A 19,589-nucleotide genomic window follows, 5' to 3' on the forward strand; every position below is an offset into this window, starting at 1 on the left:
GCCGGTGGCCGCGAGATCATGCGCGAGCCTTTTTCCTCCGCTGTTGAAAGAAGGCCTGGCCCTTCGCGCGCCACGCCTCCCTTGCTTCCGCATCGGGCGCTTCCACTGCTGCGATAAGGGCACCGGCGAGTATATCAGGATCGAGCGTATCGGCCCCGGTCACCGTCACAAGCTGGCCGAGCTGCTCGACCTTCTTCGCCTTCAGGGCGCGCGCCTTGTCGTTCAGCGCCTTCAATTCCGCATCATAGTCGCGCACCTTGCGCATGGCTGTTCCCTTAAGCAATTGAAAGCAGGAGACTATCAGCGCTCTCCCTAGAGGGAATCGGCCGAACCCGAAAATGCGACGAAGTCACTCAGGCGAACGGCAGAGAGTGTGAGTGCGCGCTTATACGTCGTTGCCGACGTGCTGCTAAGCTGCGAGAATCATTGGGTAATGGCGATCTACCATTTCTCCGCCAAAGTCATCAGCCGCGCCAATGGATCGAGCGCAGTGGCGTCGGCCGCCTATCGTTCGGCATCCGAATTGCAAGACGAGCGGCTTGGGCGTGCCCATGATTTCTCGAACAAGGCAGGCGTCATTCATTCCGAAGTGCTGCTGCCCCAAGGGGCGCCGGAGCGCCTGGCGGATCGTGCGACCTTGTGGAACGAAGTCGAGGCAGGGGAGAAGCGCAAGGACGCGCAGCTTGCCCGCGAGGTGGAGTTCGCGATCCCCCGCGAGATGAACCAGGTGCAGGGCGTCCGGCTTGCCCGTGATTTTGTCGAAAAGCAGTTCGTGAAACGTGGCATGGTCGCCGACCTCAATGTGCATTGGGATAAGGGCACGGATGGGCAGCCCAAGCCGCACGCCCATGTCATGCTGTCGATGCGCGAAGTGGGCCCCGACGGCTTCGGCAAGAAGGTGCGCGAGTGGAACGGCACGGAGCTGCTGAAGGAATGGCGCGAGGCATGGGAAGCCCATGTGAACGAGCGTCTTGCCGAGCTGGATATCGATGCGCGGATCGATCACCGGACGTTGGCGGCGCAGGGGATTGACCTTGAGCCGCAGCACAAGATCGGCCCTGCCGGATCGCGGCGATTGGAACGCGGCGAGGGCGCCGAACGCGCGGAAGATCATGTCCGGATTGCGCGAGAGAATGGCGAGAAAATCATCGCCAATCCTTCCATCGCCCTGGACGCGATCACGCGGCAACAGGCCACTTTCACCACCCGCGATCTTGCCATGTTCGTGCATCGGCACAGCGACGGGAAGGCGCAGTTCGATGAGGCTCTGAGGGCGGTGCGGTCCAGCCCCGAACTGGTGGCATTGGGGATCGACGGGAAGGGGAATGACCGCTTCACCTCCCACGACATGATGGCGGCTGAACAGCGGTTGGAATCGGCCGCCGATCGGCTCGGAGGCCAGGCGCAACATGGCCTCGCCGGTCGGCATCGCGACGACGCGTTGGCGACCGCTGAAACGCGGGGACTTGTCCTCTCCACGGAACAGCGCGGAGCGCTGGAGCATATCACTGGCAGGGAGGGGCTGGCGTCGGTCGTTGGCTATGCCGGGACCGGCAAATCGGCGATGCTGGGCGTGGCGCGCGAGGCTTGGGAGAGTGCGGGCTATCGGGTCCATGGCGTTGCGCTGTCAGGCATTGCGGCGGAAAATCTGGAGAGCGGATCGGGCATTGCTTCCCGGACGATCGCTGCACTCGAATATCAGTGGGAGCAGGGGCGCGAGCAGCTTTCCCCGCGCGACATACTGGTGATCGACGAGGCAGGGATGATCGGCACGCGCCAGATGGAGCGGGTGCTGTCCCATGCCGCCGACGCCGGGGCGAAGGTGGTGCTGGTCGGCGACCCCGAGCAGTTGCAGGCGATCGAGGCCGGCGCGGCCTTCCGCAGCCTGGCCGAGCGCCATGGCTGGGCCGAGATCGGCGAGATACGCCGGCAGCGCGCGGAGTGGCAGCGGGATGCCACCAAGGCGCTGGCGACGGGCCGAACGGGTGAGGCCGTTCATGCTTATGAGCAGAAGGGCATGGTCCATGCGGCGGAGACGCGTGAGCAGGCGCGGAGCGAACTGATCGACCGCTGGGATGAGCAGCGCCGTGCCGATCCCGATCAGAGCCGCATCATCCTCACCCACACCAATGCCGAGGTGCGCGACCTCAATCTCGCCGCGCGCGAGCGGCTGCGCGATGCTGGCGAACTGGGTGCGGATGTGGGGGTAGCGGCCGAGCGGGGCGCGCGCGATTTCGCCAGCGGCGACCGCATCATGTTCCTCAAGAATGAGCGCGGGCTGGGCGTGAAGAATGGCACGCTGGGGCGGATCGAAACCGTGTCGCCGGAGCGCATGGCGGTGCGGCTCGATGACGGGCGTAGGCTAGCCTTCGACTTCAAGGATTACGCCCATGTCGATCATGGCTATGCCGCCACCATCCACAAATCGCAGGGGGTAACGGTCGATCGGACGCATGTGCTGGCTACCCCCGGCATGGACCGCCATTCAGCCTATGTGGCGCTGTCGCGGCATCGCGACGGGGTACAGCTTCATTATGGCCGCGACGATTTTGCCGACCAGCGCCAGCTTGTGCGGACGCTCGGGCGTGAGCGGGCCAAGGATATGGCGTCGGATTATGCCCGCGATGCCGACGGGCCGCGCCGCGCCTTTGCTGATCTGCGCGGGCTGTCGGACGAGATCCGCTTGCCCGATGCGCCCGCCAAGCGGCGTGGCATGTTCGACGGCTTGCGGCTGTCGCGTGCTTCCTCACCGAGGACGGAGCCAGCTGCCGCTGACCGGACGCTGGTGCGGGCGGTGGAGCGTGTGGCCCGGGCCACAGGGGCCATATCCCAGGCGCAGGAGAAGGGCGCGCCCGTTCTGGAGCATCAGAAAGTCGCGCTGGAACAGGCGCGCACTGCGCTCGATCAGGTCCAGCCCCATGCGTCACGCGACATGAGCGCGGCGATCGCGCGCAATCCGGGTCTTGCCCGCGAGGCAGCATCGGGGCGCAGCGGTCCCCTGCTTGCCGCCATGGCGCAGGAGGCGCGCTTGCGGGCCGATCCGCATCTGCGCGCCGCGCAGTTCGTGGAACGCTGGCAGGGGCTTCAGGCAGAATATCGCGCTAGCGGCAGCGCAGGCCGCGAGAAGGCTGGCGAGGCCATGGCCGGCATGGCGAAAAGCCTGGAGCGCGACCCGCAAATGGAGGCGGTGCTGCGCGGGCGGGTGCGCGAGCTGGGGCTCGAAATGGGCATGGACCGTGGGCGTGATCTCGGCCGCCAGCTGACCCAAGGATTGGGGCTGGGCCGGGACCGCGGGCTCGAACGATAGGAGGAAGAATGGACCAGTATCGCGAGGTCGAGCAGGACGACCCAGTCGCGGCGTTCGAGCAGCTGCGCGGCGAGGTGACGCTGCTGCGTCGCGCCGTGGAAGGGCTGACCGCCGCGCGCGAGTCCATCGACATTCCCGACTATGAGCCGACCCTCGCCCGCACCGAGAAGGTGCTGGGGATATTGGTGAAGCAGACCGAGGCCATGCGCCAAAGCCCCGCCATGACGCTGACGCCCGAGACGATGGGCAACCGGCTGAACGCCTCCGTCAGGGAAGCGGTGAACGCCGTGCGGGGCGAGGCGCAGGCGTCGAAAGCGGCGCTGGACGGCGCGGTCGGCGATCTGCGCCGGCTGACAGGCTCGGTGCGCCAGGCGAAGGAGCAGAGGACGCAATTGTTCATTTCCGGGGGCATTGGCCTGGCATTGGGCCTGCTGCTCTATGCCGCGCTGGCGGGGCCGATCGCGCAGTTAATGCCTGCGAGCTGGCAATGGCCCGAGCGCATGGCTGCGCGGGTGCTGGATGAGCGTACCATCTGGGGAGCAGGCCAGCATCTCATGACCAGTGTCTCGCAGCCGAGCTGGGATGCAATCATCGAGGCCGCCAATCTCGTCCGTGACAATAGCGAAACGATCGAGAGGTGCCGCAAAGCCGCTGCCAAGGCGGAGAAGGCCATGCGCTGCACGATCGAGGTGAAGGGCGAGTAGGTCCCTCCTACCGATCATTCCTGCCCAAGAGCATGCACGGCCGTCGACAGCAACATCACCTCGATGCCGCTCAATCATCCTCGCAATATTCAATCTACGTTTGAAATTTGCAAGGTTGCGGGAGTTGAAATCCGCACCCGCTCCACCTCGGCACGGCTGATCTCGTCTCTCTGTTGGTCATAAATCTGCGCCTGCGGGTCAAGCTGTGATTTGGTCATGGCGGCGGCATTGGAAATCCGTGCCAGGGATTGCCGGGAAATCTCGACAGTTGTCCGATGATCCCTGCTTAGCTAAATGTAGCCAAGGAAGGTGCCTAATGGCTCAATTTTCGGTTCACGAGGCCAAGTCCAACCTGTCCCGGTTGATTGCCGATGCGCTGGCAGGTGGCGAAGTGGTTATTGCCAGGGGCAATGTGCCGGCAGTGCGTCTCGTTCCCGTTTCGCCTGTCGGTAAGCGGCGCTTTGGGGCTCTTGAAGGCAAGATCGGCATCGATGAACGTTTCGACGAGCCGCTCCTCAATGAGGAACTTAGTGGTTGGAATCTGATTTGAGGTTCCCAGATACATTCGTGCTGATCACGAGATGATAGCGGGCATAACGGCGCTCACCAGTCCGTTGTAGCGCACCCAGTTCGACGAGTTCAGCCAGATCGCGGGTGGCGGTTGCCGATGTGGCGTCGGTGATCGTGCGATAATTGTGCGCACTCAAGCCGCCAATGAAGCCGTCAGGCCCTTCGGCCATCATGCGGATGAGCGCCTTTTCCTGTCGCGCATTGATCTTGCCGCGCAGTCGATCAAGCAGGCGGGTCTTCTCGATCAGGAAACGGATGCTGGCGAGGGTCCGGGACTGCGCTTCCAGAACGATGCTGGCAAACCAATGTAGCCAGTCATCAATCTGATTGCTCTGGCTGGCTCGCTGTAGTTCGGCATAATAGGCCTTCCTGTGTCGATTGATGGTGGCAGAGAGCGCCGTCAGCGTGGGCGCCTCCAGGCTCTGAGCCAAAGCCTTCTCGGCAATGGCGCGGCCCAGGCGGCCGTTGCCGTCCTCAAATGGGTGGATCGTCTCGAACCAGAGATGCGCAATGCCCGCGCGCGTGATCGCTGGGAGGGGAGCAGAGCCTTGCGGGCAACTATCGTTGAACCAGGCGATAAACTGCGCCATCTCCCCTGATACCCGATCCGATGGCGGCGCTTCGAAATGAACGCGTGGTGCGTGGAGCGCGCCGGACACGATCTGCATGGCGTCGGCATGGGTGCGATAAGCGCCGATATCGGCCAGATCGCGACGGCCGTTCATCAGCATGCTATGCCATTCAAACAGAAGCTGATCGCCTAACGGCTCGGCATAGCGCCTATAGAGGTCCACCATAAGCTCTGCTGCCCCGGCTTCCGCGGGGTTTGACCGGCGCTTGGCCGAAGCAAAGCCAAGCTGTCGCGCGATGGAGGACTGGACGCTCGCGCGGTCCAGCACTTCTCCCTCAATGGCCGAGCTATCGACCATTTCCTGGGAAATCAGCTCGATCGCAATGCCTTGGCGTGCCTCGCCATCGAGATGGTGCAGCGATCCAACGATAACGCCAGCCCCTTTTATGAAACGCTCTTCTGCGGCACGCAGGGACGCCTGGTCGAAGCGGAACTGGGGCCAGTCGGACAGTTGCCAATTCCAGAGCATGATCGATAAAACCCCTTTCTATCGATCATAATATCGTAGAAAATGATTTATAGAAAGCAACCCTGTCGATCGAAACTTGATCGTACCCCCTCTCATCAAATCCGCACCCGCTCTACTTCGGCAAGGCTGATCTCGTCCCTTCGCCGGTCGTAAATCTGCGTCGTCCGGGTCGAGCTGTGATTGGCCATGGCGGCGGCGTTTTCCAGCGTGCCGCCATTTTTGAGATAAGTGGTGATCCCGGTCGCGCGGAAGCTGTGATTGCCGATGCGGGTTGCGATGCCCGCGGCCTTGGCGCGGCGGCGCACCATGGCGTGGGCGTCGGGCTGGGAGAGCGGGGTTTCGCTCAGCCGCTTCGTTGCGCGGCTGATGGTGCGGAACAGGGGCGCCTTGGCCTCCGCCAGGCCGCAGCTTTCGATATAGGCGAGGAGATATTCTTCCAGTTGGTGGTGGCAGGGCATTTCATGCCGCTTGCCGCCCTTTTCATGCAGCCGCAGCCAATGGCGGCGGCCCTGCACAAACACATCCTCCCGCTTCATGGCGAGCGCCGCGCCGACGCGCGCGAAGCTGTAGACCATGAGGCCGATCAGCGCCCGATCACGCAGGCCCGCTTCGGTCGAAATGTCGATCGCGTCGAGCAGGGCGCGGGCCTCCTCGGCTTCCAGTACGGGCGTGCGTCCAGTGCGCGCGCTATGGGCGGGGCCGCGCACGCTGGAGGCGGGGTTGAAGGGGATGATCTGGCCCATGACCAGCCAGTCGAACAGATTGCGCACCGCCGCGAGGCGCAGCTTGACGGTGGGCGCGGAAAGCGACTGGCCGAGTTCCTCTACCCAGCCCGCGACATGAAGCGGAGCGATCTCGGCAAGGTTGCGTGCACCATGGGCAAAGCACCAGCTGAGGAAGTCGCCCGCTGCCCGCGCATAGGCGCGCCGGGTGTTCGGGTTGCGGATGTTTGCCGCGAAAAATTCGAGGAAGCGGAGCCGGGCTTTGTTGTCGGCCGACGCGATCAGCGCCGGCAGCGCCAGATCTGACGAGGCGAGAGGGGTGAGCCGCGTCATCGCGCGATTTTTTCCCAGTGCGCCGGCTCAGGACGGGGCTTGGTAACCTCTCGACGCAATTCGTCCATGACTTCGTCCAGATCGCGGACGCGGCCAGCTTTTACATCTTCCAGGGACGCATCCAATTGCCGGCGCAGCAGCTCATCGCGCAGATCGCGATGCGGCTCCAAGTCGATATAGTTACTGACGATAGCGAACACCGCTTCGGATGGATCGGCGAACCACCCGCCTTCGACCCGTTCCAGCACCCAGTCGGCCATGCTGCCGGGAAGATAGGCCTCAAACCGTAGTCCGCCAGAGCGCGCCCGCTCGCGTAGCGCCTTGGCCTGTTCGCGCTCAGCCTGATTGTCGGCAAAAGCGTCATTTTCCTCAGTCATGCGGCAACCTCGATATCGGTGAGGGCGAAGTCATTGCCCTTGAACAGAAGCGGCTCGCCGGTCGCTTTCGCCAGCGCATAGGCGAAGCAATCGCCGAAGTTCAGCCCCGCCTTATGACGACCCTTTCCGAAATCGAGAAAGGCTTGCCGGGCCAGCTCGCCATGCTCGACTGTCACCGGCTCTATCATGATACCAGCGCGCCGGAAGAAGGCTTCAGCCTGTCGCATCCCTTCGGCCCCCAGCTGGTTTTCGATAACCATGGACAATTCGAGATGATTGGCGACGCTGATGCGGCAGGCATCGGCATTATGGATGGCTTGGACGAACGCCTCCGCTTCAGGTTCGCGGTAGAGGATTGCGACCAGTGCCGATGTGTCGAGGATCATTTCGGCAGGCCATTCTCATCGTACAGCAACTCGGCATGATCGGCATAGGGCTGCGTCACATGCGCGGCCGCCCGATCGGCGATGGCCAGCAGTTCGTGCACGCTTGCCTTGCCTTTGCGGCGCTCGATGCTGGCATAGCGTTCGCGCAGCGCCTGCGTGACGACCCGGGTCATGCTCTCGCCGGTCGCTTGGGCGATGGCTTGGGCAAGCCGGTGCGCTTCGGGGTCTTTGATGTTGAGGCTCACAAAGCACCTTTCTAGAAATATAGATGCTTTTCTACCATTACAGACGCCGAGGGGGAAGGCTTTGATAAAGGACATTATCACAGGATCAGGCGAGATCATGCCGCGATGTGTCGGGTATGGCGTGGTGTTAAATAGTGGCACAAATAGACATATATGGCATAGATAGCCAAATATGCTTATTGGAGCGAAAAGCGTTAAAGGGGTGCTGATGTGGCGATACAAGTGAATATCACTCCGAATGGCAGAATGAGCCTGCCCGTCGATCTTCGAAAGCGTCTGGGCCTTTCGGGCGGAGGGGCCTTGCTTGTGGAGGAAACGCCTGACGGTGTCATCCTGCGCACCGTTGCCCAGTCCGTAGCTCATGCCCGCGCGCTGGCTCGCAAATATACGGCGGACAAGCCGGAGGCCTCGGTCGATAGCTTCCTCGCCAACCGTCGCGCGGAAAGCGGCGAATGACCTCCATTGTTCTGGACGCCTCGGCCTTGCTCGCCATGCTGCGGGAGGAACCCGGTGGCGACAAGGTGGCGGGCGCACTTATCGGCTCGCGCATGTGCGTGGTGAACCTTGCCGAAGTGACGGGTCATTTCGTGCAGAACGGCATGCCGCCTGCAGAAGTCGATGCCATGCTGCGCCCCTTACCCGTGACGCTGGTGGAAGCGGATGCCGAACTCGCCAGGATCGCAGGCCATTTGCGCCCGGAGACATCCGAGGCGGGACTGTCGCTCGGCGACCGCTTCTGCCTGGCCTTGGCGCTGCGGGACGGAGTGCCGGCATGGACCGCCGATCAGCAATGGGCCTCGGTCGCCGAAAAGATCGGGGCCAAGGTGAAGATCATTCGGCCAATGAAACGATCGGGCTGACGATTTGGATCGTAAATGGGGATAGATGGAGGTGAATATGCGTGTGCAGATCAAGAAATGGGGCGACAGCGCTGCAATTCCTATTCCTGCACCGATCATGGCCGCGGTCGCTCTCCGCATTGATCAGGAGGTCGAGGTGCGAGAGGAAGAAGGACGCATTGTCATCGAGCCTGTCCTTTCGCCCACCTATAATCTGGACGAGCTTCTGGCCGGGATGACGTCAGATACTTTTCCCGACCCGGTAGAGTTTGGTTCGTCCGCCGGGAATAAATTTTGGTGATGGCCGCTTGAATAGGGTCACCTAGTAAATTGCTTTTGTTCCGATCTGGACTATATCTGGATCAGGAGAAGCTCTATGCCTCAGTTGCCTTATGCCTCCGACGTAGCGCAGCGTGCGCTGGACCTGTCCCGGTTCGAGCCGTCCAACCGCCGCCGCCTCAGCGCACCCGCTTTGCGCACCTTCCTCGCCATCGCCGACCTTTGGGGGCTGAACGAGGAACAGCGGCGGCTGATGCTGGGCTATCCGTCGCGCTCCACCTTCCATAGCTGGTGCAAGCAGGTGCGGGAGCATGGGTCGATCACGCTCGATGTCGATGTGCTGACCCGCATTTCCGCCGTCCTTGGTATCCACCAGGCGCTCGCCATGCTCTTCGCCGAGGAGCGTGATGGCGTCGCATGGCTTCGTCAGCCGCATGAGGCGCGCGTCTTTGGAGGCAGGCCGCCGCTCACGCTCGCCGCCAACGGCACGCAGGATGGGCTGATGACGGTCCGCCGCTTCCTCGATGCGGCGAGGGGTGGTCTTTATATGCCGCCGACCGCGGCGGAAGCGGATTTCGCGCCCTATGAGGATGGCGAGATCATCTTCCAGTGACCGGCACATTCACCGGCGCGCCGCAGCCGAGCTATCGGCTTATCCCTTCGCGCTTCCCGCCCATCGGCCTGTTCGACACGGTCGCCACCGCAGCCGATGCGCAGGCGGTCATGGAACTGGCGGGTTGGACCAACGACCGCCTCGCCGCCGATCGGTTGCACCGGCTGCCGCAATCTCAATGGGTCTATGGCCGGCCCAACAGCAGCGTCATCATGGCGGCCTTCCTGCACAGCGCGCCCGAGGGCATGCGCTTCAACGGCCCGGATCTGGGCGCCTGGTATGCCTCGAAGGAGATCGAGACGGCGGCGGCCGAGGTGGGCCATCATCTCCGCCGCGAGGCCATTGCCCGCAACGTGCCGGCCATGAGCCGAACCTACCGAGCCTATTCGGCCAAGCTTGCCGGCGAGGATTATTGCGACATCAGGGGATTGCAGGGCGAGCGCCCCGACCTCTACCGGCCCGACAGCTATGCCGCCGCCCAGCCGTTCGGGGAGCAGCTCCGTTCCGAGGGAAGAGCGGGCATCATCTTCGACAGCCTGCGGCGGCGCGGCGGTACGAGCATGGCCGCCTTCATTCCGCCCGCCATCACCAATGTCATGCAGACCGATCATTTCGAGATCAGCGTCGAAGCCCGCGCGCGAGCGATAAACGTCCGTCGCCTGCGCCAATAGACTGGCTGAGTATCGCCCTCGCATCCGTCGCGAGCAAGGATGTGCCGTTGGCGTGACCGTCGGCCCAGCTATCCCCGCGGAGGATTCGGGGCGGAAAACTCCGAGTTGCTTGCTATGTGCAAGCGCAGCAAATGTTGTCGCAGACTAACCTATGTTCCTGTGGAAGATGAGATCGCCGACCGCCTGTGAGGACGCGGTAGGGCGGTTTATCGAAGGATTTCGGCATGGCGACGGCGCTTTCGAGGAAAATCCTGAACCGGCTCGGTGACAAGCCGGCACAGTTCGCCTTCACTATGTCGAACCTGGGGCTGATCCGCCGCCGCCTCAAACGGCGCTACGATGCGGCGCTCGACAGGCATCGCCCTTCCCTGCCGAGATTGAACGGCCTTGACCTGGCGATCATCGAGGGGCTGGAACGGGACGGCCTGTTCGTCACCTCGCTGGATGCGCTTGGCCTCCCGCACTCGGCGGAGATGCTGCGCGCGGCGCAAAAGGTGGCGAGCGACTGTACCGAGAGCGCCCGGCAAAAGGCACGGGCGGGGCGGGCGTTCATCAGCGCGCCGGCTTCGGCCCTGATCGACAAGCCGGAGATATTCCAGTGGGGCCTCAATGAACGGCTGCTGGACATCGCCGAGGCCCATATTGGCCTGCCCGTCGCCTATGACGGGATGACGCTCATCTACACCGTGGCAGATGGAACCGAACTGGGCACGCGCCTGTGGCATCGCGATCGCGAGGACCGCAAGGTGATCAAGGTCGCCGTCTATTGCACCGACGTGACCGACCGTGGCGGCCCCTTCGAACTGATCAGCCGCGTCGATCCGTCGCAGGGCGTGGATGACCGCTATGAATTTGATTTCGGCACCGAGCAGCTGCTGAGCGAGCGCCTTGGACCCGATTATTCCCGCGCCATCGTCAGTTGCCCCGGCCCCGCCGGAACGGTCGTTTTCGCCGACACGGCGCGTTTCTTTCACCGTGGCGCACCGGCCTATGACAAGGACAGGGCCGCGCTTTATTATGGCTATTTCGCCACGACGACGCGGCATCCCTTTTTCTGCGAGCGATCGGGCCTGTCCCGGCGTCAGATCGCCGATCTGGCGCAGGACATGCCGGCGCGCCAGCGCGCCAGCGCACTCTGGCGCAAAGCCCTGCCCTTCTTTCTGAAGCTGATCCCTCCCGCTCCGGTCGGCATGGCTTTCCTCGCCCTGTCGGCAGCGGGATCGTGCCTGCACAAGGGGTGAGGAATATGTCGATCATACAAGCCGCGCAGGACGTCGGCATCGTGGTGATCGGGCGCAACGAAGGGGAAAGGCTGCGCCTCTGCCTGCAATCGGCGACGCAGGGCAGCGACCGCGTCGTCTATGTCGATTCCGGTTCGAAGGACGGCAGCCCCGGTCTCGCACGGACCTTTGGCGTCGAGGTGATCGAGCTTGATGCCGCATCGCCCTTTACCGCCGCGCGCGGCCGCAATGCCGGCTTTGCGCGCCTGCGCGAATTGTGGCCCGATACGCCGCTGGTCCAGTTCATCGACGGCGACTGCGAGCTTGATCCGGACTGGATCGACGCGGCACGCACGGGAATCGCGAAGGATGCGCGCACCGCTGTCGTCTTCGGTCGCCGGCGTGAACGCTATCCAGACCGGACCCTCTTCAACCATGTCTGCAACATGGAATGGGATGGCCTCGCCGGCCTTGCGGAAAGCTGCGGCGGGGATGCGCTGGTCAGGGCGCAGGCCATGCTGATGGTGGGCGGCTATGACCCCTCGCTGATCGCGGGCGAAGAGGGGGATATGTGTTACCGGATGCGCCAGTGCGGTTGGCAGATCGTCCGCTTGCCCGACGAGATGACGCTGCACGACGTGGCGATGACGACATGGCGGCAATGGTGGCAGAGAAATCGGCGCAGCGGCCATGCCGGGGCAGAGGCGTACCATCGCCGCGGCGCGCAGGACCCGAGGCTCATCAAATATCTGCTGAGCAATCTGCTCTGGGGATTGCCGCCCTTCTGGCTGCTATGGCCTGTGCTGTGGTGGCGCGTCTATCGCCGCTCGGGCGCGATCTATGCGACGCATATCGTGCTGGGGAAAGTGCCCCATTGTTTCGGGCAATTGGGCTTTTGGTGGAGTAGTCTGCGAGCACGCAAGATGCTGTTGATCGAATATAAATAGCTCTGTTGAGCAGGCCTGCGCGGCTCACAGAGGCCGGGCCGCTTAGCCCGTCGCAACCGCTACGAGCCGATAGTCGACCCCGATCCGTTTCCGCGCGCCCCGCCTTTTCCTGAAGATCGCCCGCACATGCCGCCGCGCCGAGAGCGCATCCGGAAAGCTGAACCTCTGTCGCTGTCCGGCGGCGCCGATCCGTGCCCAGCAGGTTTCGACGACATAGTCCCCGAACAAGTCGACGCTCATCCAGATGCTGTAATCGCGCGCGATGTTGCGGACAGGATCGAGCGCGCGCAGATGGATGAGGCGGGGCGGGAAAGGGCGCTCCATGACGGCAGGATAGGCGGGTGGGATTCCTGCGTCTTACGGTTTGTATGAGTCAGTGTCGGCGCACTGATTCAGTGCGTCGATCAGCAAGGCTATACTTAGTAGCTACTGGATATCTTATTGGTATCGCAGGGATGATCATGCATATAGGCGCGGAAATAGGATTTCCAGCGTATCGCTTGGAAAGCGGAGGGAAACCGGCCCTTTGGGTGTTTCAGACGCGAGCAGACCTTCATCGGTCAACTGCTTGAGAACGCGGCGGGCCGAACGTTCAGGCAGCTGGGTAATCCGTTCCGCTTCACCACGCTCGAACTCGCCCCGTATCAGCGCTTCCTGGAGAAGGCGCGTAGCCTCCGTCGGGAGGGTGGGACTGAGCGCGACATAGCGGATGAGCCTTTGCGACAAGGCATCAAGTTGGAACAGGTCCGACATATAGGCCAGCTGATCCAGGCATACCCGCAAAAACCAGGTTGCAAAGATTTCCAGCCCTTTCAGCGACAGATGACCGCGGCCGTCGCGATCGCCCTGCCTCACTTCGTCAGCCCACGCCATATGCCGCTTATATTCATTCCGGCCTTCAAGCGCCGATTGAAGACCGCGGGCCAGGCCGCGTGAGATCGACCATAGGCCATGCGCTCCGATGCCGGCCTTGTGCGCCATGGCGTGGCTCATCAAGCGGCTGACGCGGCCATTGCCGTCGGGAAAGGGGTGAATCCAGTTGAAGCGATGATGGGCGGTCGCCATGGCAAGAATGCGCTTTGCCTTGCCGGATCCGACGCCCTGCAGAACGCGTCCCGATGCCGGTTCGAACGCGAAGCGCAGATGAAAATAATCCATGAAGTCGGGCATCCGGTCGCTGGCCGGTGGCAGATGATTGCCGACTTGGACATCCTGGTCAGGCGTCGCCCGCCATTGGCCGGGGATCATGAGGAAGGATCGATCGCCATGACGGATGGTCAGCGTTTCAGCTGATGCGTCCGCGTAGAATTCTCGGTGAAGGTTCCGGATGAAGTCCGGATCTGCCGGGTCGGGAAGAGTGCCCTCGGCTGCCTGCCGATCGATATGTTCCTGTAGGCGATAATGCGCGACGGCTTCTTGCTGGAGATCGCGCTGCCCTTCGTCTCGCGCCCCTGCAAGCGCCCGTTCGATGTCGCGGGGGCGCGTGTTGTGGCCTTCGATCAGGTTGCTGTAATAGGTGTTCATCAGCCGGACGAGGTCTGCAAGATTGGCGGCTGTTCGTGGATGGAGCGACCGTCCCAAGCCCTCTGCCTTGGCGGCGACCTCTGCCAGGAGATCGGGCAGGTCTCCGCTTAGGGTGTCAATCCGGGCAGGTTCGATGCGACTGGGAGATTCTTCGAGATGGCCGATGGACATTTGGCCGATCTTACCGGTGGAAAAAAGCAAGGCAATATCGAGCTTAATTATATCTCATATAATGTATATGGCCGATCATTTGGCCGATAATACTGGAGAATGCCTCACCCGCGCGACGCGCCAAGAAGCAGGGGCAGCGCATGTTTCAGCCAAGAGAGGCTTTGCGGCGAAAAGAGGCCGAGCGGCAGGCTTGAACTGGCGCCCTTCACAAGCGTCTGGTGGATCCCCTGCTTTCGCGTCGCGGCGCGGCAGGCGGTCAGCCAGAAGACGCTGGAGGCGAGGCGCAGGCTCTCCTCGTCGACATAGCGGGTCCGGCGGTTGCATTCGCGCATCCGGGTGAGCCAGGCCTTCGCCCAGGGCAGATAACCCGGCCCTTGTTCCGCCGGGCTGATCTTGCTCTTGCCCAGCAGCGCGTGCCGGCGCAGATCCTCTTCGGAAAAGGTCATTCCCATCTTGGTGAGCCTGGGGGCAAGCAGCTTCATTTTCCGGTCGAGGATCAGATCCTGCTGAAGCCGGACCGTTTGCCCCTGATGCAGGCGCCGGTAGATGAGAATGCGGGGGAGGTTGGCCATCTCATGCGCTTCGGCGATCTGCAGGAAGACATCGACATCCTCGCAGACGGGATATTCGGCGCGATAGGGGAATTGTCTGAAGATCGCCGTCCTGCCGGTGACGGAAGATTGCTGAAAGGCCGAGCGAAACAGCAGCCAGGCCGCGATATCCTTTGGCGCGAGCGGAGGGACGCGTGTCCCCTTGATGCGCTTGGCGTTCTGGCCCAGCTTCCCGGCGCAGCAGCCGACTAGTGCGACATTGGGGTTGGCGCGAAGAAAGCGGACCTGTTCCTCGATGCGCCGGGGATCGGCGACGTCATCGCTATCGAGCCAGGCGATATATTCGCCCCGTGCATGCTCGACGCCCGTATTGCGCGCCGCCGGAATCCCGCGATTGCTGTTGTGGCTGACCACGCGCACACGCGGATCGCCTAGCGACTGAACCGCCGCGACGCTGTCGTCGCTCGACCCGTCATCGACCACGATAATCTCAAGGTCGCGGAAGGTTTGGGCGATGATGCTGCCGACCGCGTCGCGAATGAAATGCTCGCGATTGAAGACGGGAATGATGACGGAGACAGTGGGGACAGGCATGCTCATTCTCTTTCCCGATCAGGCGCTTTGTTCGAGGAGCGTCAATATGTGCCTCGCCACCCGCGCCGGCACGTCGGGGCCGGTGTCGCCCAGCGAGGAACTAGCGAAGGCCTGCTGGACCGGCGCATAGTGCGGATGCTCAGAAGGAGCTCGCGCGAGTGCGGGCAGGACATCCTCAAGCCTGTCCACCACCTCCCCGCATTTCCACTGCGCATAGGAAGGATCGTCCCGCCAGGCGATGCCATGGGCATTGAGGAAGAGGCAGGGCCGTGGCCGCATCAGATATTCCAGCACCTGGCTCGATGTGTCGCCCAGATAAATGTCGGCCGCTTCGGTGTAGCTGCCGTCGACCATCGCGAAACTGTCGAGATCGCAATGGACATGCGGCAGGTTCGCGACCTTCGCCATGACCTCCCGCAATTCAGGCGCTTTCTCCACCAGCCGCTGATGCGGGGCGATGATGACATTATAATCGCTCTGTTCCGCCAACTGCTCGACGATCTGCCTGCCCCATTGCGGCCATGAGGAGCGATGCGGTTGCCAATGGGGCGTGAAGAGGATGGTCGGCCGCTCTTGCCTGAAGGGCGGGCGCCGGTAGGTGCGCTGGCGGAAGCTGGCCTTTACATAGCCGGTCGCGAAGATCCGATCGGGGGCGAAACCGCGATCCAGATAGGTCTGGCGCTCCCGTTCGCTCGGCACGAGCGTCAGGCGCGGGGCGCGGCGGCGGCGATCGTCCCGCGCACTCATGGAGCCGACGCCGTGCGATGTTTTGACGAACCGGGTGGGCAAGGGCAGCAAGGTTGGAAGCCAGAGGCTGGTTTGCTCGGCGCAAACGGCGATGGGCGCACGGATCAGATGGGGCAGCAGGCGAAACAGCATCGGCAGTTTGGCGGGCAAGGCGGGGTTGCGGCCGTCGCCGCCTCCCTGCACTCTGCGGAAGCCCGGCGCGCGGCGGATGCGGATGGTGGGTCTGTCCAGTTCCGCGGTCCATCGCGCGAGCAGCTCTTCATGGACCGATGTGCTCGCCCAAAGATCGATCGGGACGTCGGACAGGCCAGCCAGCGCCTCGACGATCGGGTAAAGATGCGGAATGAGGAGCGTCTCGCCCAGGAAAAGAAAGGCGACCGGCCCCTTCATGGCCTTCCCCCCTGCCCGTCATGGTGGGCCTGCATGGCGTCCCAGCGCCGGGCAAAGGCGTCGAAGAGCGCTTCATCCTTCGAGATTGCCAGAAGCTCATTGTTGAGCCAGCGCGATGTGAGCGTGAGATTGAAGCTGCCGAACGCTGCCCAGCGTTCCCCCGGCCCCTCGGCCAGCAGAAATTTGCTGTGCATGGGAAAGCCTTGGGGATGATGAAAGCGGCGGAAAGAGACGCCGCCAGCCAGGATGCGTTTCTCGATCCGCCGGGGCACGCGCCGGGTCGTCGCTTCGGTCAACAGCTCCACATGCACGCCCCTTTTCGCAAGCCGTACAAGAAGATCGGCGATGCTCCCGTCCCGCAAGTGGGAGACGGCGATCCGCAGCCGGGAGCCGGCCTGCAAGGCATCGAGCCGCCCGGGAAGCGGATTGCCAAGGCGCGGAAAGAAATAAATCGTCGTGCTGTCGGTCACCACGGTTTCGTTCGTATGCCGCACGAAACGCTGGAACAGGAGGCGCGGGCATTCATGCATTTGGCGGGCATGGTCCATCAGCGGCCCCACTTCCGCGCCAGCCAACTCTACCAGATAATTATGCCCTCGGTCCTGATCGCCGATCTTGCCGATGACCCGCTCGTCCTCCGGCTCATTACCGGAAGGGTTGAATGATCCGACAAGAGCCACCGGTCGCGGATGGCTGAAGCAGTAAAGCTTCTCATGAAGATGCCGGAACAGTGCGCGATGAACCACCCGGAGCCCTGAACCGATGCCGCTTTCCCGGTCCTGGAGCAGGCGGATCACGGCGCTGTTGGCGGACTTGAGCCGGGGCGCTCCTTCCACCGCCACCTTGACATTCACCCCACGCCGGTGGGCACGAACCAACGCAGCGGCAAGGCGCTCATCCCGCAAATAATAGGTCACCCACAGAATCTCTCCGCCGGCGGGAACGGCATTAATCCGTTCTTCCAGAAGATCGCGCAATCGGCGCGGCTGATCCGGTCCCCCAAAGAACATCCGGCTGTCATGTTCGTCGCTTGCCTCTGCTTTCAATTTCATCATGCGGCCCCCCTGCTGATGGTTGCTCCTCACATAGAATGTAGGCGCGCCCATTAGCAGCTTTGCCCGGATGGTCGAGTAAAGCCTACGGCCACTCGGCATCGGCAGATCGGCCATCTATCGGGAAAGCGGCGCATTTATTCAGTCTGCGATCAGAAAGCAGGCGGTCGTACCTATCGCTAAACCATGCGCTATTCCGCACCGTTTCTATGGATCAAGCGGAATTACGCACATCGGATGGTGGTTATGCGGCCCCAACGTCAGAGCAAACATATCAATAGTATCCATAGGATATTATTGATACCTATAGGATATCTGATTGGTATCATATTCAGGTCCGGGGTGGACGGACATGACACGCAGACGCGAGTTGAGAGCATTTGGCCTTAACGATGCAGCGCCTGCTCCAGCGCCAAGCGAATGAACCGCTGATACGGCATGCCCTTGCTAGCGGCTGTCGCCTTGACCTGGTCCAGCAACTCGGCGGGCAAACGCATGTTGACCCGCGCGTCCTTGCTGCTGAACTCAAACCGCGTTGGCGTAAGCGCAGAAAGATCATAGCCGGTAAGATCGGCGGAACCGACGAAGTCCTCGGCCTCCTCATTGCTGGACAACAGCGGAAGGGGTTTATCCTTGCTCATAGTGCCACACCTCCTTGGCGTGCATATAACGGGCGCTGATCGGACGGATAAATCTGGCCCTGTCCCGTTCGCGCCAGGTGAAGGCCAGAAACACATGACGGCCACTGCTGGCGCGGCCGATCGCCAGAAAGCGCGTCTCCACCGTCGAGTGCGCGACATCTGGACCTATGGACGGCGCACCGGCAAACACGCTTTCGATTTCCGCCAGCGTGACACCATGTTTCTGGCCCAGCGACATTTTTGCTATCCATCCCAGAGAATGGCATTTGTATGTACATTTGGCAATACTGGACTGCATATCTTTCGGATCGCTGTTTTGGCGCGATCCCGTTCCCGGTCTAATCAGCACATCGAATTTCGCCATTAGAACTGGCGGTGTTTGCTGAGAGGCAGGCCCCGGCGATCAACATGGGCATTGGAGCTCGCCAGCGCCGCCGCATTGTCTGCCTGCCAGAGCCGGGCCTGCTCCTTCCCAATCTGGTCACTCAAACTGCTGGGCTTCTTGGCTTGACTGGAAATAGCGCTCTCATGTTGGCCCACCCTAAACTCCAAGCAGCATCCGTTTATCTACGCCCATAGATGCAGCAATCCAGACTTTCACCTATGATCAGATGAGGCTTCAAATCCCAGCTCATGAATTTAGTATCCAGGAGATATCCGGCTAGTAGCGGTTAAGCTATCAGGCGAGAATCGATCTGGAACGGCTCGTCATGACGAACCGCTACGCGCGCCATATCCGTATGGCGGACATTGATGAGTGCGTTCCATTCTTGCGGCACCACGACGCTGCGCACCAGTAGCGCCAACTTGTCGCCTGCATCCAGAAAGGCATCGCCTGCAGCCAGGCAGGACACCTCATCGGTCGGGCTTGGATCAAGCCGGTGAACCATTTCGTCAGGCAGTTCGATGGTCAGCAGCCGCAAGTCGTCGGGTAGCAATTCGGCAGGAAGATCGAGGTGAACCAGCACTTCCAGCACGGCAAGGCTGGGCGTCGCAGCGGTATAGAGCAAGGGACGACCTGCCGAATTCCAGCGTCCGCCCCACAGGCGAGCACCTTCTCCATCCAATGCGACATGGGCGGCTTTGCACAGCCGATAGACGATCACGCAGCGATGCCGTGTGCGATCCGCCCCAGCAGCGCCTCCACCGCGCGGGCACCCTGATCGGTGTCCGCCATGGCAAGCGGGGTTTCTCCATCCAGCTGGCGGTTCGACCGGCTGAGCCATGTCTGCGCCTTGTCGTGATTGCCGAAGGTTTCATCGGCGGCGGCGACAATGCTGACAATGCGCAGCAGGCGATCCGATTCATCCAGCTCAAGCGGCTGGGCGTTCTTCTTGCGGCGATTGAACGTCCGCAGGTTCAGCACCTTTGGATCAAGCGCATTGAAGCTGATGCCGGAGGTGGTGAGGAAATGATCCACGGCCTGCGTCGGCACGCCGCGCCGTATGAGGCGAATAAGGTCACGCTCATTGTGCAGCGGGCCGATGACCGGCTCGCCGCCGAGAAGCTGCTGTATTCGTCCTACCGCTGACATTTTCGGCCCTTGCAATTTGCCGGAAGAAAGAAGGCATTTTGTAAATAGGGTGAAGGCCGGTGTTCTGCAACT

Annotated in this window: 27 protein-coding genes; 10 read left to right on the top strand and 17 right to left on the bottom strand. The window is 62.3% G+C overall.

Features of this window, described 5'->3' with window-relative positions; all coding sequences use genetic code 11:
- Window positions 1-16: 16 nt before the first annotated feature.
- Window positions 17-265 (bottom strand): conjugal transfer protein TraD, encoded by a 249-nt coding sequence (locus L858_RS20470; protein ID WP_022684286.1) that lies wholly within the window; start codon window positions 263-265, stop codon window positions 17-19.
- Between the two features lie 168 nt (window positions 266-433).
- Here L858_RS20470 and traA point away from each other — a divergent pair, with 168 nt between their 5' ends.
- Window positions 434-3,307, top strand: coding sequence for a Ti-type conjugative transfer relaxase TraA (gene traA / locus L858_RS0116940; protein ID WP_022684287.1), 2,874 nt, complete (start codon window positions 434-436; stop codon window positions 3,305-3,307).
- A gap of 8 nt (window positions 3,308-3,315) precedes the next feature.
- Window positions 3,316-4,011, top strand: coding sequence for a DUF6118 family protein (locus L858_RS0116945; RefSeq protein ID WP_028056244.1), 696 nt, complete (start codon window positions 3,316-3,318; stop codon window positions 4,009-4,011).
- An 89-nt stretch (window positions 4,012-4,100) separates the two neighbouring features.
- Here L858_RS0116945 and L858_RS22450 read toward each other — a convergent pair whose 3' ends face one another.
- Window positions 4,101-4,229, bottom strand: coding sequence for a hypothetical protein (locus L858_RS22450; protein ID WP_274518613.1), 129 nt, complete (start codon window positions 4,227-4,229; stop codon window positions 4,101-4,103).
- A 98-nt stretch (window positions 4,230-4,327) separates the two neighbouring features.
- On the opposite strand from L858_RS22450, the gene L858_RS0116950 reads away from it, so the two are divergent.
- Window positions 4,328-4,561 carry a type II toxin-antitoxin system Phd/YefM family antitoxin gene (locus tag L858_RS0116950; protein ID WP_022684288.1) on the top strand — a complete coding sequence of 78 codons (234 nt, stop codon included), beginning with the start codon at window positions 4,328-4,330 and terminating at the stop codon, window positions 4,559-4,561.
- Here the strand turns inward: L858_RS0116950 and L858_RS0116955 are convergent.
- From L858_RS0116955 to L858_RS0116975, 5 genes are all read right to left on the bottom strand, one after another.
- Window positions 4,539-5,681, bottom strand: coding sequence for a Fic family protein (locus L858_RS0116955; RefSeq protein WP_022684289.1), 1,143 nt, complete (start codon window positions 5,679-5,681; stop codon window positions 4,539-4,541). The two genes, L858_RS0116950 and L858_RS0116955, sit on opposite strands and share 23 nt — an antisense overlap.
- Before the next feature lie 95 nt (window positions 5,682-5,776).
- On the bottom strand, window positions 5,777-6,736 hold the full coding sequence (locus tag L858_RS0116960; RefSeq protein ID WP_022684290.1) for a tyrosine-type recombinase/integrase: 960 nt from the start codon (window positions 6,734-6,736) through the stop codon (window positions 5,777-5,779).
- Window positions 6,733-7,113 carry a hypothetical protein gene (locus tag L858_RS0116965; protein WP_022684291.1) on the bottom strand — a complete coding sequence of 127 codons (381 nt, stop codon included), beginning with the start codon at window positions 7,111-7,113 and terminating at the stop codon, window positions 6,733-6,735. The genes L858_RS0116960 and L858_RS0116965 overlap by 4 nt, the downstream gene beginning before the upstream one ends.
- Window positions 7,110-7,499 carry a type II toxin-antitoxin system VapC family toxin gene (locus L858_RS0116970; RefSeq protein ID WP_022684292.1) on the bottom strand — a complete coding sequence of 130 codons (390 nt, stop codon included), beginning with the start codon at window positions 7,497-7,499 and terminating at the stop codon, window positions 7,110-7,112. Before L858_RS0116970 ends, L858_RS0116965 begins: the two co-directional genes overlap by 4 nt.
- Window positions 7,496-7,744, bottom strand: coding sequence for a type II toxin-antitoxin system VapB family antitoxin (locus tag L858_RS0116975; RefSeq protein WP_022684293.1), 249 nt, complete (start codon window positions 7,742-7,744; stop codon window positions 7,496-7,498). The genes L858_RS0116970 and L858_RS0116975 overlap by 4 nt, the downstream gene beginning before the upstream one ends.
- Window positions 7,745-7,954: 210 nt before the next feature.
- Here L858_RS0116975 and L858_RS0116980 point away from each other — a divergent pair, with 210 nt between their 5' ends.
- The 7 genes from L858_RS0116980 to L858_RS0117010 all read left to right on the top strand — a co-directional run bounded on the left by L858_RS0116980 (window position 7,955) and on the right by L858_RS0117010 (window position 12,313).
- Complete coding sequence (locus tag L858_RS0116980) at window positions 7,955-8,200, top strand: AbrB/MazE/SpoVT family DNA-binding domain-containing protein (protein WP_022684294.1); 246 nt, start codon at window positions 7,955-7,957, stop codon at window positions 8,198-8,200.
- Window positions 8,197-8,604, top strand: coding sequence for a type II toxin-antitoxin system VapC family toxin (locus L858_RS0116985; RefSeq protein ID WP_022684295.1), 408 nt, complete (start codon window positions 8,197-8,199; stop codon window positions 8,602-8,604). The genes L858_RS0116980 and L858_RS0116985 overlap by 4 nt, the downstream gene beginning before the upstream one ends.
- Window positions 8,605-8,641: 37 nt before the next feature.
- On the top strand, window positions 8,642-8,884 hold the full coding sequence (locus tag L858_RS0116990; protein ID WP_037504883.1) for an AbrB/MazE/SpoVT family DNA-binding domain-containing protein: 243 nt from the start codon (window positions 8,642-8,644) through the stop codon (window positions 8,882-8,884).
- 75 nt (window positions 8,885-8,959) lie between these two features.
- Window positions 8,960-9,475: an MbcA/ParS/Xre antitoxin family protein gene (locus L858_RS0116995; RefSeq protein ID WP_022684297.1), complete on the top strand. Its 516-nt coding sequence runs from the start codon at window positions 8,960-8,962 to the stop codon at window positions 9,473-9,475.
- Window positions 9,472-10,146 carry an RES family NAD+ phosphorylase gene (locus tag L858_RS0117000; RefSeq protein WP_022684298.1) on the top strand — a complete coding sequence of 225 codons (675 nt, stop codon included), beginning with the start codon at window positions 9,472-9,474 and terminating at the stop codon, window positions 10,144-10,146. The genes L858_RS0116995 and L858_RS0117000 overlap by 4 nt, the downstream gene beginning before the upstream one ends.
- Before the next feature lie 224 nt (window positions 10,147-10,370).
- Window positions 10,371-11,387: a phytanoyl-CoA dioxygenase family protein gene (locus L858_RS20475; protein ID WP_022684299.1), complete on the top strand. Its 1,017-nt coding sequence runs from the start codon at window positions 10,371-10,373 to the stop codon at window positions 11,385-11,387.
- A 5-nt stretch (window positions 11,388-11,392) separates the two neighbouring features.
- Window positions 11,393-12,313: a glycosyltransferase family 2 protein gene (locus L858_RS0117010; protein WP_022684300.1), complete on the top strand. Its 921-nt coding sequence runs from the start codon at window positions 11,393-11,395 to the stop codon at window positions 12,311-12,313.
- Window positions 12,314-12,355: 42 nt separating this feature from the next.
- Here L858_RS0117010 and L858_RS0117015 read toward each other — a convergent pair whose 3' ends face one another.
- From L858_RS0117015 to parS, 10 genes are all read right to left on the bottom strand, one after another.
- The gene (locus tag L858_RS0117015) at window positions 12,356-12,637 is read right to left on the bottom strand and encodes a WGR domain-containing protein (protein WP_022684301.1); all 282 of its coding nucleotides are present in this window, start codon (window positions 12,635-12,637) and stop codon (window positions 12,356-12,358) included.
- Window positions 12,638-12,772: 135 nt separating this feature from the next.
- Window positions 12,773-14,008: a Fic family protein gene (locus tag L858_RS0117020; RefSeq protein ID WP_022684302.1), complete on the bottom strand. Its 1,236-nt coding sequence runs from the start codon at window positions 14,006-14,008 to the stop codon at window positions 12,773-12,775.
- Between the two features lie 104 nt (window positions 14,009-14,112).
- Entirely contained in the window at window positions 14,113-15,153 is a 1,041-nt protein-coding gene (locus L858_RS20480; RefSeq protein WP_193742889.1) for a glycosyltransferase family 2 protein, read from the bottom strand.
- A gap of 18 nt (window positions 15,154-15,171) precedes the next feature.
- Window positions 15,172-16,290: a glycosyl transferase gene (locus tag L858_RS20485; protein WP_022684304.1), complete on the bottom strand. Its 1,119-nt coding sequence runs from the start codon at window positions 16,288-16,290 to the stop codon at window positions 15,172-15,174.
- Window positions 16,287-17,345 (bottom strand): phospholipase D-like domain-containing protein, encoded by a 1,059-nt coding sequence (locus L858_RS20490; protein WP_022684305.1) that lies wholly within the window; start codon window positions 17,343-17,345, stop codon window positions 16,287-16,289. Before L858_RS20490 ends, L858_RS20485 begins: the two co-directional genes overlap by 4 nt.
- Window positions 17,346-17,728: 383 nt before the next feature.
- Window positions 17,729-17,983 carry a CopG family antitoxin gene (locus tag L858_RS0117040; protein ID WP_022684306.1) on the bottom strand — a complete coding sequence of 85 codons (255 nt, stop codon included), beginning with the start codon at window positions 17,981-17,983 and terminating at the stop codon, window positions 17,729-17,731.
- The gene (locus tag L858_RS0117045) at window positions 17,970-18,347 is read right to left on the bottom strand and encodes a BrnT family toxin (RefSeq protein WP_202951365.1); all 378 of its coding nucleotides are present in this window, start codon (window positions 18,345-18,347) and stop codon (window positions 17,970-17,972) included. Before L858_RS0117045 ends, L858_RS0117040 begins: the two co-directional genes overlap by 14 nt.
- Entirely contained in the window at window positions 18,347-18,472 is a 126-nt protein-coding gene (locus L858_RS21055) for a type II toxin-antitoxin system CcdA family antitoxin (protein WP_238564988.1), read from the bottom strand. Before L858_RS21055 ends, L858_RS0117045 begins: the two co-directional genes overlap by 1 nt.
- Window positions 18,473-18,654: 182 nt before the next feature.
- A complete protein-coding gene (locus L858_RS0117055; protein ID WP_022684309.1) occupies window positions 18,655-19,089 on the bottom strand; it encodes an RES family NAD+ phosphorylase in 435 nt (144 codons plus the stop codon).
- Window positions 19,086-19,517, bottom strand: coding sequence for a type II RES/Xre toxin-antitoxin system antitoxin (gene parS, locus L858_RS0117060; protein ID WP_022684310.1), 432 nt, complete (start codon window positions 19,515-19,517; stop codon window positions 19,086-19,088). The genes L858_RS0117055 and parS overlap by 4 nt, the downstream gene beginning before the upstream one ends.
- Window positions 19,518-19,589: the final 72 nt, after the last annotated feature.

The sequence above is a fragment of the Sphingobium bisphenolivorans genome (assembly GCF_000412635.1).
Lineage (GTDB): Bacteria > Pseudomonadota > Alphaproteobacteria > Sphingomonadales > Sphingomonadaceae > Sphingobium > Sphingobium bisphenolivorans.

Excerpts from the sequence above, each read along its gene's own strand:
- L858_RS20470 (WP_022684286.1), bottom strand. The coding sequence starts at position 265 with ATGCGCAAGGTGCGCGACTATGATGCGGAATTGAAGGCGCTGAACGAC.
- traA (WP_022684287.1), top strand. The coding sequence starts at position 434 with ATGGCGATCTACCATTTCTCCGCCAAAGTCATCAGCCGCGCCAATGGA.
- L858_RS0116945 (WP_028056244.1), top strand. The coding sequence starts at position 3,316 with ATGGACCAGTATCGCGAGGTCGAGCAGGACGACCCAGTCGCGGCGTTC.
- L858_RS22450 (WP_274518613.1), bottom strand. The coding sequence starts at position 4,229 with ATGACCAAATCACAGCTTGACCCGCAGGCGCAGATTTATGACCAACAG.
- L858_RS0116950 (WP_022684288.1), top strand. The coding sequence starts at position 4,328 with ATGGCTCAATTTTCGGTTCACGAGGCCAAGTCCAACCTGTCCCGGTTG.
- L858_RS0116955 (WP_022684289.1), bottom strand. The coding sequence starts at position 5,681 with ATGCTCTGGAATTGGCAACTGTCCGACTGGCCCCAGTTCCGCTTCGAC.
- L858_RS0116960 (WP_022684290.1), bottom strand. The coding sequence starts at position 6,736 with ATGACGCGGCTCACCCCTCTCGCCTCGTCAGATCTGGCGCTGCCGGCG.
- L858_RS0116965 (WP_022684291.1), bottom strand. The coding sequence starts at position 7,113 with ATGACTGAGGAAAATGACGCTTTTGCCGACAATCAGGCTGAGCGCGAA.
- L858_RS0116970 (WP_022684292.1), bottom strand. The coding sequence starts at position 7,499 with ATGATCCTCGACACATCGGCACTGGTCGCAATCCTCTACCGCGAACCT.
- L858_RS0116985 (WP_022684295.1), top strand. The coding sequence starts at position 8,197 with ATGACCTCCATTGTTCTGGACGCCTCGGCCTTGCTCGCCATGCTGCGG.
- L858_RS0116990 (WP_037504883.1), top strand. The coding sequence starts at position 8,642 with ATGCGTGTGCAGATCAAGAAATGGGGCGACAGCGCTGCAATTCCTATT.
- L858_RS0116995 (WP_022684297.1), top strand. The coding sequence starts at position 8,960 with ATGCCTCAGTTGCCTTATGCCTCCGACGTAGCGCAGCGTGCGCTGGAC.
- L858_RS20475 (WP_022684299.1), top strand. The coding sequence starts at position 10,371 with ATGGCGACGGCGCTTTCGAGGAAAATCCTGAACCGGCTCGGTGACAAG.
- L858_RS0117010 (WP_022684300.1), top strand. The coding sequence starts at position 11,393 with ATGTCGATCATACAAGCCGCGCAGGACGTCGGCATCGTGGTGATCGGG.
- L858_RS0117015 (WP_022684301.1), bottom strand. The coding sequence starts at position 12,637 with ATGGAGCGCCCTTTCCCGCCCCGCCTCATCCATCTGCGCGCGCTCGAT.
- L858_RS0117020 (WP_022684302.1), bottom strand. The coding sequence starts at position 14,008 with ATGTCCATCGGCCATCTCGAAGAATCTCCCAGTCGCATCGAACCTGCC.
- L858_RS20480 (WP_193742889.1), bottom strand. The coding sequence starts at position 15,153 with ATGCCTGTCCCCACTGTCTCCGTCATCATTCCCGTCTTCAATCGCGAG.
- L858_RS20485 (WP_022684304.1), bottom strand. The coding sequence starts at position 16,290 with ATGAAGGGGCCGGTCGCCTTTCTTTTCCTGGGCGAGACGCTCCTCATT.
- L858_RS20490 (WP_022684305.1), bottom strand. The coding sequence starts at position 17,345 with ATGATGAAATTGAAAGCAGAGGCAAGCGACGAACATGACAGCCGGATG.
- L858_RS0117040 (WP_022684306.1), bottom strand. The coding sequence starts at position 17,983 with ATGAGCAAGGATAAACCCCTTCCGCTGTTGTCCAGCAATGAGGAGGCC.
- L858_RS0117045 (WP_202951365.1), bottom strand. The coding sequence starts at position 18,347 with ATGGCGAAATTCGATGTGCTGATTAGACCGGGAACGGGATCGCGCCAA.
- parS (WP_022684310.1), bottom strand. The coding sequence starts at position 19,517 with ATGTCAGCGGTAGGACGAATACAGCAGCTTCTCGGCGGCGAGCCGGTC.